This is a genomic window from Arthrobacter sp. MDT1-49-2 (assembly GCF_059090185.1).
In genome coordinates, this window is sequence record NZ_JBNHFK010000006.1 from 134,534 (window position 1) to 148,391 (window position 13,858).

Annotated in this window: 13 protein-coding genes and 2 tRNA genes; 11 read left to right on the plus strand and 4 right to left on the minus strand. The window is 66.7% G+C overall.

Features of this window, described 5'->3' with window-relative positions; genetic code table 11:
* Positions 1-492 carry a hypothetical protein gene (locus tag AC5RTS_RS10125; protein WP_493991937.1) on the minus strand — a complete coding sequence of 164 codons (492 nt, stop codon included), beginning with the start codon at positions 490-492 and terminating at the stop codon, positions 1-3.
* The gene (locus AC5RTS_RS10130; protein WP_493991938.1) at positions 492-1,670 is read right to left on the minus strand and encodes an amidohydrolase; all 1,179 of its coding nucleotides are present in this window, start codon (positions 1,668-1,670) and stop codon (positions 492-494) included. The genes AC5RTS_RS10125 and AC5RTS_RS10130 overlap by 1 nt, the downstream gene beginning before the upstream one ends.
* Positions 1,671-1,834: 164 nt before the next feature.
* On the opposite strand from AC5RTS_RS10130, the gene AC5RTS_RS10135 reads away from it, so the two are divergent.
* The 3 genes from AC5RTS_RS10135 to AC5RTS_RS10145 all read left to right on the plus strand — a co-directional run bounded on the left by AC5RTS_RS10135 (position 1,835) and on the right by AC5RTS_RS10145 (position 6,053).
* Positions 1,835-3,124 (plus strand): glycosyltransferase 87 family protein, encoded by a 1,290-nt coding sequence (locus AC5RTS_RS10135; protein ID WP_493991939.1) that lies wholly within the window; start codon positions 1,835-1,837, stop codon positions 3,122-3,124.
* Positions 3,125-3,133: 9 nt separating this feature from the next.
* Positions 3,134-3,796: an MOSC domain-containing protein gene (locus tag AC5RTS_RS10140; protein WP_493991940.1), complete on the plus strand. Its 663-nt coding sequence runs from the start codon at positions 3,134-3,136 to the stop codon at positions 3,794-3,796.
* Positions 3,797-4,148: 352 nt separating this feature from the next.
* A complete protein-coding gene (locus tag AC5RTS_RS10145; protein ID WP_493991941.1) occupies positions 4,149-6,053 on the plus strand; it encodes a DEAD/DEAH box helicase in 1,905 nt (634 codons plus the stop codon).
* A gap of 114 nt (positions 6,054-6,167) precedes the next feature.
* Here AC5RTS_RS10145 and AC5RTS_RS10150 read toward each other — a convergent pair whose 3' ends face one another.
* A complete protein-coding gene (locus AC5RTS_RS10150) occupies positions 6,168-7,562 on the minus strand; it encodes a protein kinase domain-containing protein (RefSeq protein WP_493991942.1) in 1,395 nt (464 codons plus the stop codon).
* Between the two features lie 165 nt (positions 7,563-7,727).
* Here AC5RTS_RS10150 and AC5RTS_RS10155 point away from each other — a divergent pair.
* The 5 genes from AC5RTS_RS10155 to AC5RTS_RS10175 all read left to right on the plus strand — a co-directional run bounded on the left by AC5RTS_RS10155 (position 7,728) and on the right by AC5RTS_RS10175 (position 11,591).
* A tRNA-Thr gene (locus AC5RTS_RS10155) sits at positions 7,728-7,799 on the plus strand.
* Positions 7,800-7,878: 79 nt separating this feature from the next.
* Positions 7,879-7,952 (plus strand) — tRNA-Met (locus AC5RTS_RS10160).
* 227 nt (positions 7,953-8,179) lie between these two features.
* Entirely contained in the window at positions 8,180-9,790 is a 1,611-nt protein-coding gene (locus AC5RTS_RS10165; protein ID WP_493991943.1) for a MinD/ParA family ATP-binding protein, read from the plus strand.
* Between the two features lie 203 nt (positions 9,791-9,993).
* Complete coding sequence (locus tag AC5RTS_RS10170) at positions 9,994-10,560, plus strand: type 1 glutamine amidotransferase domain-containing protein (protein ID WP_493991944.1); 567 nt, start codon at positions 9,994-9,996, stop codon at positions 10,558-10,560.
* Positions 10,561-10,640: 80 nt separating this feature from the next.
* Positions 10,641-11,591, plus strand: a complete 951-nt coding sequence (locus AC5RTS_RS10175; protein ID WP_493991945.1) for a DUF2797 domain-containing protein — start codon at positions 10,641-10,643, stop codon at positions 11,589-11,591.
* Positions 11,592-11,623: 32 nt separating this feature from the next.
* On the opposite strand, the gene AC5RTS_RS10180 is transcribed toward AC5RTS_RS10175, so the two are convergent.
* On the minus strand, positions 11,624-12,460 hold the full coding sequence (locus AC5RTS_RS10180; protein ID WP_493991946.1) for a helix-turn-helix transcriptional regulator: 837 nt from the start codon (positions 12,458-12,460) through the stop codon (positions 11,624-11,626).
* A gap of 110 nt (positions 12,461-12,570) precedes the next feature.
* Here AC5RTS_RS10180 and AC5RTS_RS10185 point away from each other — a divergent pair, with 110 nt between their 5' ends.
* The 3 genes from AC5RTS_RS10185 to AC5RTS_RS10195 all read left to right on the plus strand — a co-directional run bounded on the left by AC5RTS_RS10185 (position 12,571) and on the right by AC5RTS_RS10195 (position 13,856).
* On the plus strand, positions 12,571-13,113 hold the full coding sequence (locus AC5RTS_RS10185) for a maleylpyruvate isomerase family mycothiol-dependent enzyme (RefSeq protein WP_493991947.1): 543 nt from the start codon (positions 12,571-12,573) through the stop codon (positions 13,111-13,113).
* Positions 13,114-13,179: 66 nt separating this feature from the next.
* The gene (locus tag AC5RTS_RS10190; RefSeq protein ID WP_493991948.1) at positions 13,180-13,410 is read left to right on the plus strand and encodes a hypothetical protein; all 231 of its coding nucleotides are present in this window, start codon (positions 13,180-13,182) and stop codon (positions 13,408-13,410) included.
* Complete coding sequence (locus AC5RTS_RS10195; protein WP_493991949.1) at positions 13,407-13,856, plus strand: FAS1-like dehydratase domain-containing protein; 450 nt, start codon at positions 13,407-13,409, stop codon at positions 13,854-13,856. Before AC5RTS_RS10190 ends, AC5RTS_RS10195 begins: the two co-directional genes overlap by 4 nt.
* The last annotated feature ends 2 nt before the right edge of the window (positions 13,857-13,858 follow it).

Genomic DNA, 13,858 nt, shown 5'->3' on the forward strand with positions numbered 1-13,858 from the left:
TTAGCGGGAGCCGGGCCGCCGGGGCGCAGCCTTGACGGACCCGCGCTTCCCCGCCGCGCGCTTCTTGGGATCACGCTGCTGAAAGAAGCGGTTGCTCGCCGGCAGCCACAGCAGTGCCGCGGATGCCAGGAGGACTACGCCCACGGCAATCAGGGCAGGCCCGCGGAAGAGGAGCGGGAACCCGGCGATCAGGGCGATGGAGGTCAGCGTTTCCCGTGCACTCCGTTTACCCGAGCGCAGCCGCAGGACGCTGTACACGCTGACCGCGGACAGAACCAGGACCAGGGAGCCGAGCAGGATCAGCGCCGTGCTGTCCTGATGCTGGGTGCGCGCGGACACAATGAAGGAAATGCCGGCAGTGGCCAGCAGGATTGCGGCCACCAGCCAGGTAGCGGCAGCGACCCGCAGGATCGACGGCGGGGGAGTGCGGACCGGGGTGCGGACGGGAGTGCCCGGAGCATCGGGAGCCGGAGAAATGTTGCCTGGACGCATCAGCGGGGAGCCACCCTCTGCTCGCGGGCGTCCTCGTCATAGCGGTAGACTTCCCGGCCGCCAATCCACACCGTCAGCGCGCGCTGCATGACGTCCAGGGGATCTCCGCTCCACAGCACCAGATCGGCATCCTTGCCCGGTTCGAGGGAACCCAGCCGGTCCGCGAGGCCGAGTACCCGGGCCGGATTGATGGTGACTGCCCGCAACGCCTCGTCCCGGTCCAACCCTTCCTTCACTGCCAGGGCCGCCTGGTAGATCAGGAAGTTGATCGGCACTACCGGATGGTCGGTAATGATGGAAATCTCCACGCCGGCTGCAGCCAGCTTCCCGGGATTGGCCATGCTGCGGCCGCGCAGCTCCACCTTGGACCGGGTGGTGAACAGCGGGCCGATCAGCACCGGCACACCGCGTTCGGCCAGGACGTCGGCCAGCAGGTGCGCCTCCGTTCCGTGGTCCAGCACCAGGTCGTAACCGAACTCGTCGGCCAGCCGCAGCGCGGTGGCTATGTCATCGGCACGGTGGGCGTGCTGCCGCCACGGAATCTCGCGCCGCAGCACCATCGCCAGCGCTTCCAAATGCGGGTCCCGCGCGTCCGGGTCCGCCTTGGCAACGTAGTTCTGCGCATCCATGAACGCCTGCCGGATCACCAGCGCGGTACCCAGCCGGGTGGACGGTGTCTGCTTCTTCTCGCTGTAGATCCGTTTCGGATTCTCGCCCAGGGCGGATTTCAGGCCGCTGGGTGCACGCAGGATCATTTCCTCCAGATAGCGGCCGTGCGTGTGCAGGGCTACGGCCTGCCCGCCAATCGGATTGCCGGAACCCGGGTTCACGTTGGCGGTGGTCACTCCGCCGGCAAGGGCGTCGTCGAATCCGGTGTCGAACGGGTTCACGGCATCCATCGCACGCACACCGGCCATCACCGGGTCCGTCATCTCATTGGAGTCGTTTCCGGCCCAGCCTTCTCCTTCTTCATGGACACCGAGATGCGTGTGGGCATCCACAAGGCCCGGCAGCAGCCACTTTCCGCCGGCGTCGATCACCTGCGCATCCGCCGGCACCGCCACATCCGGGCCAAGGTCCCTGATGCGTCCGTCCTCGATCAGCACGGTGCCGTCGAAGGGCGGATGCGTGACGGGAACCACACGGGCATTGGTGAGGGCCAAAAGCGCGGGGGACATGGCGTACCTTTCGCTGCACTGTTCGTCTTCGGCCAGCCTATCGCCTGCCCCGGCGGGGAGCAGGCCGGGACAGCCGGCCGGTAGACTAAGGCCACATCAAGATCGCAAAAAAGACACGCTATGTGGCGCCACACGCGCGGCCTGCGGTGCTAACAGGGAGAACAATGGGCCAGATCCACCGATCCGCCGTCGTGCGGACCGCTGCGACCCTGGGGGCGCTGGCAGTTGCCGGGCTGCTCGTATGGACAGCTTTTGATCTATCGCCGCGCCACGGCCTGGATTTCCGCGTGTACCTTTCCGGCGGGCAGAGTGTTCTGGACGCCGCGGGGGAGCTGTATACCAAGTCGGTCCAGTACGACGCCGACAGCAGCCTGCTCTTCACCTATCCGCCCTTTGCCGCGCTCCTTTTTGCGGTGCTCGCTCCGTTCGGGCAGAACCTGGGCATCAACATATTCACGGGTATCTCGCTCGGCATTGCCGCCGCAACATCGGTTTGGGCCGTTAGGTACGTATTCCGCCGTGAAAGCGTCCGCGACGTGCTGCGCCAGCCCTGGCTTCGCGCCCTGGCCATCGCCGGCACCGGAGTCATCATTGTGCTGGGTCCCTGGCGCGAGACGCTGGCCTTCGGACAGATCAATATCCTGCTTTTCGGGCTGATCATGGCGGATTTCGTGAACAAGCGGGAAGGCTGGCCCACCGGACTGCTGACCGGCGTCGCGGCCGGCCTGAAGCTGACGCCGCTGGTTTTCGGCCTGTACTTCCTCGCGCGGGGCGACTGGCGCGGGCTGCGGAACATGGCCTACGGCTTCCTGGCGACCTTCGGCCTGGGGTTCCTTATCCTTCCCCGCGAATCGCGGACCTACTGGACGGATCTGCTGCCTGACACCTCCCGCATTGGCGGCGCCGGATACGTGGACAACCTTTCCATCAAGGGTGTCATCCTCCATTTCGGCGGCCCCGACTTCCCGGTCGACCTCCCGTGGCTGATCCTCTCACTGCTGTGCGTGGCCGCCGCCGCCGTAGTGATCCGCATTGCCGGTAACCGCGGGCAGACCTTCACCGCCCTGGCCGCCACCGCACTGCTGATGCTGCTGATTTCCCCCGTGTCCTGGTCCCACCACTGGGTGTGGGTGGCACTCTTCATTCCCGTCCTGGCGCGGAACCTGCTGGACCTGCCTTCCGGAGCGCGGACATTGAAGATCACCGGCCAGGCCCTGCTGCTGTCCGCGCTGGTTATTTTCGTTTATTCGCCCAAGACGATCGGTGAATTGTTCAACTCACCCAACCTGGACTCGCAGATTCCCGAGCCCTGGCTGATGGCTTCCAGTATCGGGGTTTTCTGGGGTGCGGGGCTGCTGGCCTGGTGGCTGGTTGCCTACTGGCGAAGCCGCCCGCGGGACTGGTGGCGCAACACCCCGCCGGGGCTGATGCGGACGGCCGAACCGCAGCCCTAGACTGCTGGCATGAGAACCGGTTCCCTGCTGGCTGTCTGCGTGGTGCACGGGCTGCTGCCGACCAAGGACGCCACCGGCGTCACCGCCATCGACAAGCGTCCGGTGGACGGAGCCGTGAAGGTGCACCCCCTGGGGCTGACCGGAGACCTGCAGGCCAGCCGCAAGCACCACGGCGGGGAATCCAAGGCGGTCTACGCGTATTCACAGGTGGACGCCGACTTCTGGGCGCGGGAACTCGGACGGGACATTCCGGCCGGTCTTTTCGGTGAGAACCTGCGCCTGGCCGGCATTGATGCCACTACGGCGCTGATTGGGGAACGCTGGCGGATCGGGGCCGACGTCGAGCTGGAAGTAACCTGCCCGCGCACGCCCTGCCGCAATTTCCAGCGCCGCATGGGTGTGCCAAACTGGGCGCGCCGGTTCGCGGAGGAAGGGCGCGTGGGTGCCTACCTGCGGGTGCGCCGGCGCGGCAGTATCGCGGCCGGAGACCCGGTGCAGGTCCTGAGCCGGCCCGGCCACGGGGTCCGTGTCCTGGACGTTTTCCGTGGCCTGGACCCGGAACAGTCCGCTGCCCTGCAGGCTTCCGCCAGTGCGCGGGAGGTCACGCTGTCACCGGAAATCCTCAAGGCGCTGCGCACGCTGTCCGTCAGGGCAGCCGCGGCAGGCGCCTGAGCCGCCCCCGGATGGGTGCTGTGCCCAAGCTCACCGCCCCCGAATGGCCACCCGCCGCCCCGATGCCGTACAGTGGAACGCATCCCCCACTCCGGTATTCCCTTATTTTCCTACGGGTCATCGATTAGTCGCAGAAACCGTACGGTACGTTGTGTTGGGGCCCGCATCATATGCGGGCAGATTCATCTTTTGGGGAGCGCCGGCAAAGAAATCGTCACACCGGTCGTAGGCACAATCCAGTGAAATCGGCCCACAGCTGTGACGGAAAGTCCTGCCTGGGATTGCAACAGCGCCGGACTTACGTCCCGCAGCCGCCTGGTTGCCCGGTCCCCGATTGAATGAGGATTACCTCTTGTCTGAAGCCACGCTGGAAAACACCCAAAACGCCGAGAGCACCGCTGCGGCCGCCCCCGAAGCAGAAGAGAACACTGTTCTTTTCAGCGACTTCGGACTGGACGAGCGCGTCCTCGCAGCCCTGAAGGATGTCGGCTACGTCAAGCCGTCACCCATCCAGGCTGCCACCCTTCCCCTGCTGCTTGAAGGCCGCGACGTCGTGGGCCTGGCCCAGACCGGCACCGGTAAGACCGCAGCGTTCGCCGTTCCCGCCCTGTCCCTGATGGCCGGCCGCCCGGCAACCAAGGACACCCAGGTGCTGGTGCTCGCTCCCACCCGTGAACTTGCTCTGCAGTCCGCCGAGGCATTCACCTCCTACGCCGCCCACATGGACGGCATCACCGTGCTGCCGGTGTACGGCGGATCCGCCTACGGCCCCCAGCTGGCCGGCCTGCGCCGCGGTGCACAGGTTGTTGTAGGCACCCCGGGCCGCGTGATCGACCACATCGCCAAGGGCTCCCTGGACCTGTCCAACCTGGAATACCTGGTGCTGGATGAAGCCGACGAGATGCTGCGCATGGGCTTCGCCGAAGATGTGGAGCAGATCCTGTCCTCCACGCCTGCAGAGAAGCAGGTTGCCCTCTTCTCCGCGACCATGCCTCCGGCCATCCGCAAGATTGCCAAGAAGTACCTGAACAACCCCGCCGAGGTCACGGTCAAGTCCAAGACCACCACCGGCGCCAACACCCGCCAGCGCTACGTTCAGGTCATGGGCCCGCACAAGCTTGATGCCATGACCCGCATCCTGGAGACCGAAGACTTCGACGGCGTCATTGCGTTCGTCCGGACCAAGGCTGCCACCGAGGACCTGGCTGACAAGCTCAAGGACCGCGGCTACAGCGCTGCCGCCATCAACGGCGACATCCCGCAGCAGCAGCGCGAACGCACGGTCGAGGCGCTGCGTGACGGCAAGATCGACATCCTGGTTGCCACGGATGTTGCCGCCCGCGGCCTCGACGTCGAGCGCATCAGCCACGTCGTCAACTACGACATCCCGCATGACACCGAGTCCTACGTGCACCGCATCGGCCGTACCGGCCGCGCCGGCCGCACCGGCGACGCGATCCTGTTCATGACCCCGCGCGAGAAGTACCTGCTGCGGGCCATCGAAAAGGCCACCCGCCAGCCGGTTGAGCACATGCAGCTGCCCAGCGTTGACGTAGTCAATGAGAAGCGCCTGGCCAAGTTCTCCGAGAAGATCACTGAAACCCTCGCCTCCGAGGACGTTTCCATCTTCAGTGACCTGATCTCGAAGTACATTGCCGAGAAGGACGTTCCCGCCGAAAAGGTCGCCGCAGCACTGGCCGTCATGGCCCAGGGCGGGCGTCCGCTGCTGCTGCAGGAAATCCCGCAGGCTCCGGCCCGCCAGCGCGAACGGTCCGAAGGACGGGGAGACGGCTTCGGCTCACGCGGCCCGACGCGCCCCCTGACCGAAGGCAACGCCACGTACCGGATCGCCGTCGGACGCCGCCAGCGCGTCCTTCCCGGCTCCATCGTGGGTGCGATTGCCAACGAAGGCGGCCTGTCCTCGGCGCAGATCGGCGGCATCGATATCCGTGCCGACCACACCCTGGTGGAGCTGCCCGCAGACCTGTCCAAGGACCAGCTGCGTGCCCTGTCCCGCACCCGGATCGGTGGAGAGCTGATCCACCTGGAACTGGACAAGGGACGCAAGCCCTCGCGTGAGCGCGAAGGCGGCAGCTTCAACGACCGTGCCGACCGCGGGTTCAAGAAGGACTTCAAGAAGCGCGACGGCGAGCGCTCCTTCGGTGACCGCGGCAGCGACCGCCCGTACAAGAAGCGTGAAGGCGGATTCCGCGACAGCGCCGGTACCGGAGCCCGCAAGCCCCGCTTCCGCGACTAGGAAACACCCGGCGCCGGGACTCCGGCGCCGGCCCGGGCCGTAGGCCGGATACAGGAAGGGCGCCTCCCGCTTCGGGAGGCGCCCTTCCTGTATCTGCTGCCGGGTGAGGTACGGCTATCCGGCCGCGGGCTCCACGGCATGGGCTGCCCGGCGGCTTTCGAGGCGCAGCTCGAGGTCATTCATGACAATGGCCGCCAGATCCGCCAGTGTGCCGGCTTCCTCGGCGGAGAAGCTCCGGGGCTTGGTGTCCAGGATGCAGAACGTGCCCAGGTTGTATCCGTCACTGGTTTCCAGCGGTACGCCGGCGTAAAACTGAAGGCCGAACTCGCCGGCCACCAGCGGGTTGGACAGGGTCCGGGGATCCTGCCGGGCATCGCCGACCACATAGACGCCGTCCTGAAGGATGGCGGAGGCGCACAGCCCCGGGTCCCTGCCGATTTCCGTGGCCTCCGTGCCGTGGTGGGACTTGAACCAGATCCGGTCCGTGTCCACCACGCTGACAATCGCCACCGGAACATTGAAGATCCGGGAGGCCAGCGCCGTGACCCGGTCAAAGGCGCCGTCCGGGGGAGTGTCCAGCAGGTCATACCGGCGGACGGCGTCCATGCGCTGGGCCTCATTGTCCGGCAGCAGCTCAGGATCCACGCGGTGCCGCCCGCGGGCGGCGACGATCATGTCGTACAGCACCCTGGAGACGTCCAGCGCTGCGGGGCGCTCTGCGGCGTCCTGGGCGGTCATGGCGCGCAGGAGGGCCACCCAGTCCTCTCCGAGGGCTGCAGGAATCTCAGGGTCGCGCAGGAGGCGTGCCAGGGCACTCTCCAGCGCCGGTCCGGGGAACGCCTGCTTCCCGGTCAGGCACTGGAGCAGGACAAGTCCCAGGGAGTACACGTCGCTGGCCGGGACGGCTTCCTCTCCGCGGGCCTGCTCGGGGCTCATGAATCCGGCTGTGCCGGAGAAAGTGCCGTGCTGGGGTTGCGGCTCGTTGGCCACCAGGGCAACCCCGAAGTCGGTGAGCTTGGCGCGGATCCGGGCATCGTCGCTGCCGTAATCGAACAGCATGACGTTGGCCGGCTTCACATCCCGGTGCACCACGTTGCTGCCGTGGATGTAGTCCAGGCCCAGCGCCAGGTCATAGCCGATCAGCGCTGCCTGGCGGCGCGGAAGGGGACCCCGCCGAAGCCGGTCCCGCAGATCCAGTCCCTCGACCAGTTCCATCACCAGATAGATCAACGGGTACCGGGGATTGGATGTGTCCGACCCCGCGTCCAGCAGGGTGACAAGGCTGTGGTGGTTCAGGCGCGCCAGAATCTTGGCCTCGGCATCGCTGCGCCGCAGGTCCAATTCGCTGGTTGCCGTGGGGCGGATGATCTTTACCGCCACGTCGCGGCCAAGGAATTCATCCCGGGCCCGGTGGACGGTGCCCATTGCACCGGCCCCGATCTGGTTCAGGAGCCGGTATCTTCCACCTAGGAAGAGGCCGTCAGAATCCTGGTTCGGCACTGTATTCACGTGCCCTCGCTTTCTCGTAGCCTAAGCATACTGAGAAAACGGCCCCGTAGTTTACCTCCATAACGGGCCGAGACCATGGTGCAGGGGGTGCGAAAGTGGCTCTTGTCACGTTCGCCGTTTTCGATTTCATCTTCCAGAAAAGTGCTGGTAGAGTTTTATGTCGTTGCCCCGATAGCTCAGTGGTAGAGCGCCATCTTGGTAAGATGGAGGTCCCGGGATCGATTCCCGGTCGGGGCTCTCAATGGGAGGGCCCGCGTTGCTAAGGCTGTTTGTTTTGCAGAGGCCATTTTAGATGACGCGGGCTTTACTCATTTATGGCGGTGTAGCTCAGTTGGTTAGAGCGCACGACTCATAATCGTGAGGTCGGGAGATCGAGCCTCCCCACCGCTACACATCAGGGCAGGCATGGAAGTTGCAACTTCCATGCCTGCCCTTTTTGTTTGCCCGGATTGCGTCGGGGATGGGAATGGCGAGCGCTGCCCATGCCCGGTTGCTTCATCCCGTGCCTGCGTCTCAACACATTGGAAACATCCGAAACATTGGAAACAATGGATCATCAGGGCCGGGCCCGTCCAGATCAATCGCCACCCCCACGGAACGAAAGACGAAGACCATCCATGACTGAGAATTACCCCCATCCCGCCGCCGACGAGAATGACCTGCCCACCCGGCGCGGCCTGCGGGCCCAGACGGTCACGGACAGTGCTGCACAGTGGTGGAACCAACCGCCGCTGGGCGGGGCGGAGGAAGTTTCCGGATACGGACACGAGGCCGGGCAGGCCGGGCTGAACGGCATCGACGGGTTCGCGGGTGAGGAGCAGGCCGGCGTGGGGGCGCACGGTCTTGGCGAAGGATATGAGACCGGCCGGTCTGCGGGCAGCGGAACCGGCGCCGGTGCTGACGCCGGTTTCGGACACAGCGCGGACGGCGCGGCGCAGAGCGGGTTCCATTCCGGCGGCCTGTCGGGGGAGTACCTGCCGGAATTCCCGGCCCCGGTCATCCCGCCTGCCGCCGGCGAAGCCCAGCAGGAAGCGGGCTTCAGCCCGGCGGGATCCGTGGCAACCCTGCCTCCCCTGCCGTCAGGCATGCCGGAGCCGGCACGCCTGCCCGTGGCCGGGCCGGTCGATCCCGTGCAGGAGGACTACGCGCTGCAGGAAAACTACACGCTGCAGGAAAACTATGCGCCGCAGGGGAACTACACGCCGCAGGAAGCCGATCCGGCCGACGACGGCGAGTGGGCGGGGAACCCGGAACCGGCGCATCAGCCGGTCAGCCGCGCCGAGGCCCGCACTGAACGCAGCCGCCAGGAGGGCCGGCGCGCATCCTTCCTGGACCTGCAGCCCGCTGCCATCCCGGCGACCAAGGGTTTCCGCGGCCTGCTGGCCGGCCTGGGGATGCGGGTTGGCCCGTCCGCTGACGAACTCGCGGAACGCCGCGATATGCGCGCAGTCAGCCAGCACTGGCCCGGTCCCCGGACCGTTTCGGTGGTCAACGGCAAAGGCGGGGCCAACAAGACACCCAGCACGGTGATGCTTGCCGCGGTTTTCGCCCGCAACGGCGGCGGCCCGGTGCTGGCATGGGACAACAACGAAACGCGCGGCACCCTGGGCTGGCGCACCGAACAGGGTCCGCATGAAGCGACGGTCATGGACCTGCTGCCGCAAACCGCGGACCTGTTGTCGCCGTCGGCGCAGTCGGCCCTCCTTGCACGCTTTGTCCATCATCAGATCGAGGACAAGTTCGACGTCCTGCGCTCCAAGCCGGACGTCCTGGCCTCGGAACAAAAGATCACCGCCGAGGACTTCGACGCACTGCACGAGGTTGCTTCGAAATACTTCCGCCTGAACATCGTGGATTCGGGCAACGACGAAAGTGCCGAGCGGTGGCTGCGGATGATCGACCACACGCACCAGCTGGTCATCGCCACCACCACGGTCGAGGAGCATGCCGAAGCCGGTGCACTGCTGCTTGAGGCGCTGGCAGCACGGGGCGGCCGCTATGCGGAACTGGCACGTAACGCCGTCGTTATCGTCAGCCAATCGGACCGCAACGGGACGGACAGCCAGGCCCGCCGCGTGGCTGACGGCTTCGGCCAGCTGGCCCGCGCCGCCGTGACCATCCCGTATGACCCGGCCCTGCGCAAGGGCCAGATCCGCTACGATTCCCTGAAACCCGGCGCCCGGCGGGCCTGGCTGGCTGCAGCGGCTGCTGTCGCCGAGGGACTGTAGGCGACCCGGAAAACGCCGTCTCCCGGCAGGACGTTGTGCGGAGGCTGCCGCCGGCCGAGTTCTTGCAGGGCTAAATAAGGTTGCTGATTATCAGCAACCTTTCATAAGGTGGGTACAGCGGAGGCCGCAGGGCTTCCGGAAACCGTAAAGCACCGCCGCGGTCCCGGGGCACCCCGGCCCGCGGCTGAATGAACGGAGACACCATGGCAGAGCACGATATTTCCGGTAAGAAGGTTGCCTTCCTCCTCACGGACGGGGTGGAGCAGATTGAGCTGACCAGCCCGTGGGAGGCCGTGAAGGATGCCGGCGGGCAGCCGGTCCTCGTCTCACCCAAGCAGGGGACCGTCCAGGGCTTCGACGGCGTGGACAAGGGCGAGACCTTTACGGTTGACCTCAATGTTGCCGATGCCAAGGCCGAGGAGTTCGATGCGCTGGTGCTTCCCGGCGGCGTCGTGAACGCGGACTTCCTGCGCGTGGACAAGGACGCCCAGAAGTTCGCCCGGGCCTTCTTCGAAGCACACAAGCCGGTGGCCTCCATCTGCCACGGTCCGTGGCTGCTGATCGAAGCGGACGTGGTCAAGGGCCGTGACATGACCTCCTACCACACCCTCGCGACCGACCTGAAGAACGCCGGCGCCAATTGGAGCGACGAGGAAGTGGTGGTGGACCAGGGCCTGGTCACCAGCCGCAACCCGGACGACCTCCCGGCGTTCAACGACAAGCTCGTTGAGGAAATTGCCGAAGGTGAGCACGAGGGCCAGCACGCCTAACGGCCTGACGCATCACCGCCAAGGGGTGGGGTAACGTGACATCGTTACCCCGCCCCTTGGCGTTTAAGGAGCTGCATTCCTTGACTGCCGCAGAATCCGCAGCGGTGGACGCCGCCGCCGGCCGGTTCCTCTGCTCCGGTACCGCTTGGGACGACTCCGGAGCGCGGCTGACGCTGCACACTCCCGCCGGGGATCCCCGCGCGCTGCGGCTGGATCCGGGCACGGAGCTGCGTTTCCGGATCCTGAACGGACCGGACGGCTCCGGACGTTTCTGCCTCGGGTTCTGGCAGGTCACGAGTGACGGCATCCAGGTCCACACACCGTGTGGGGCACAGGCACCGGCCGGGCGCGGTTACCAGTGCGGTCCCTGCTTTGCACGGCACGAGGTACGCGGCATCCACAACAGCCACCGGTCCGTCACTTTGCCCGAACCGCTGCGCCGCTACCTGGACCAGCCGCACTGGCTCTACATCGCCACCTTCGCTGACGGGACCACCAAGGTCGGTACCGCCGCGAATCCGCGCAAGCAGCTGCGCCTCATTGAGCAGGGCGCCATCTGTGCGTCCTACGTTGCCCGGGCCGTCAACGGACTGACCGTACGGGTACTCGAAGACGCCGTGACCTCCCTGGCCGGGCTGCCGCAGGCCGTCCGTGCCGGCGCCAAAACCGCGGCCCTGACCCGGCCCCTGCCCGTCTCCACGCTCGACGCCATCAACGTAGAGGCCGCCGGTGCCGTCCGTGCACTGCTGGACAACACCGGGATGGACGGGTTCTCCACCGTGGAGGAGCGGTGGGAGCCGCCTGCACAGTTCGCCGCCGTGCTTCAGACGCCCTGCGAGCCCTATCCAACGGATCCCGGCGCGGGTGAGCACGGCATGATCATTGAAGCGGTTCTGGGGGCCGCCGCGCTGGTCCGGGTGGACGGTGAAAACGGGTTCTTTGCAGCTGATCTGTCCCGGTTGAAGGGCCGGCGCCTGGAGGCGGGCGCCTACCGCACGCGCGTGCCCGCGCTGCAGACGGCACTGTTCTAGCCCGGGCAGGAGGGGAAGCCGGGCCGCCGGGGTCAGGGCCTCCTTGCTGTGTGGGCCCGCGTCATGGACGCGAACTGGCGCGGTGTCCATCCGGTGGCCGCCCTGAAGTCGCGGCAAAAGTGCGCCTGATCCGCATAGCCAAGCGCCGCGGCGAGATCGCTGAGTGTTCCGCCGGTGCGCAGCTGCACGGCCGCGTCCTGGAGCCGGCGCTGCCGGATGATCCAGCGCGGGCTGACGCCCAGGAACCGCATGCAGAGGCGTTGCAGCGTGCGTTCCTGCATCTGGACGGCGGCGCAGAGCGAACGGACGCTGGTAACGGAGGGGTCCTCCTCCACCCGTGCCACAACCGAGTTGAGCAGGGCGGCATCCGGGGCCGGGGTGCCCAGGCAGGAGAGCCGGTGTTCCAGCAGCGCCCTGGCACGGCGGTGTGAAACGGAGCTGGAGGGGGCGGCGGCCATGATGGCTCGGATCTTCGGGATGAGGTCCGCCAGCTGCGGGATTCTCTCCGCATCGAGGTGGGTGTCCAGGAGTCTGCCGGTGTCTTCCTGCAGCAGGGCCCGGCCGGCGCCGGGCATCAGCAGCGCACCGAAAGCCCAGCCGCTGCCGGACAGCGGAGTGCGCGCCGCCCTGGTGCTGGGTCCCAGCAGACGGGCGTATGAATCGGTGACACTGAGCACGCATGCGGGATGCGAGAGCACCCGCTGTTCACGGATTTCCCCGGCAGGAACATGCCAGACGGGGATCCAGAAAACCCTCACCCAGTGCCGGCAGGGCGGTTCAGGAACATAGCGGTGCATCGTAAAGGACCGGTCGCCCGGGTCGCTGAGATGGCTGCGGCCGATCTCGGTCGGCGGCGCGGGCAGATCCATGGCTGCTGGCTCCTCCCGGGGGCGGTGGATGTCGGTTTCATTCAATACAGCCGGCGCGCCGCAGTCTAGGGTCTGGGTACTTGGATCCGTACCAACAGAAAGAGACGGTCATGACCGCATCAGCCCTGCTTGAATGGCGCGAGCGCGCCGATCCCTTCTCCGCCGTCGTCACCGCCGTGACGGACTGGAGTGCCTCCACCCCCTGCACCGAATGGACGGCGCGGGAGCTGGTGGAACACGTTGTCAGCACCCAGCGTGAGTTCCTGGACGCCCAGCGGCTGCTGTCCGGGCCGGCCGGCACCGCGGGCCCGGAGGCACTGTGGAAGGAACACGACGGCCTGGTGGCCGGGCTGCTCGCAGACCCGTCCGTGGCCGGCCGGGAATTCGCCGGGTACTTCGGCCCGAGCACCATAGGGGCTACCCTCACCGGGTTCTACGGAGTGGACCTCCTGACCCACCGCTGGGACCTGGCCGTCTCGCAGGGCCTGGATGCGAAGCTGACCGGCAGGGATCTGGACGCGATTGATGCCGCCATGGAGACCTTCGGCGAGCAGGCGTACGCTCCCGGGCTGTTCGCACGCCCCGTGCAGGTACCGGAAGGCGCGGACCGCTGCAGCATGGTGCTGGCCAGGACCGGGCGCCGGGCTGCCTGAGGGCCGGGCTGCCTGAGGGCCGTACCCGGTTCCGGGCCGCGGCGCCCGTCCCTGTATTCTGAAGACATGCTAAATACCCCCTGGGAAACCGGCTCGCCCCTGTATCGGAAACTGGTAGTAAGCGCACTGGCGATCAGCGGCGCCGGGGTGCTGCTGGTGCTGCTGGGCGCCCTGATGGACAACCAGGTGATGATGTACATCGCCCTTCCCCTGATAGTCGTGGGTCTGAGCACGCACCTGAGCGGTATGGTGGTGCGGGCCAGGGACACCCGCCGCCGAATCAAGGGAACCAAATGAGCATCAACCCGGATCTGCAGGGCCGCACCTACCCGGCAGGAGAGGTCTACCAGGTGGGCCGCGAGAAGATCCGCGAGTTTGCCGCTGCCGTCAAGGCCACCAATCCCGCGCACTACGACGTCGCCCATGCCCGCGAGCTGGGGTACGCCGACGTGGTGGCGCCCCCCACCTTTGCGGTCATCGTGGCGCAGCGGGCCGACGCCCGGCTCGTGGCCGATCCCGAAGCAGGCATCGACTTTTCCCGCGTGGTGCATGCCGACCAGCGGTTCACCCACCACCGTCCCATAGTGGCCGGTGACGAACTGGTGGCGGAGCTGCACGTCGATTCGGTCCGGGCCATGGGCGACGGCGCCCTGATCAGCACCCGTGCCGAAATTTCCACGCCCGAAGGGGAACACGTGGCCACGACCCTTTCATCCATCCTCGTCCGCGGAGAGGGCCAGTAACC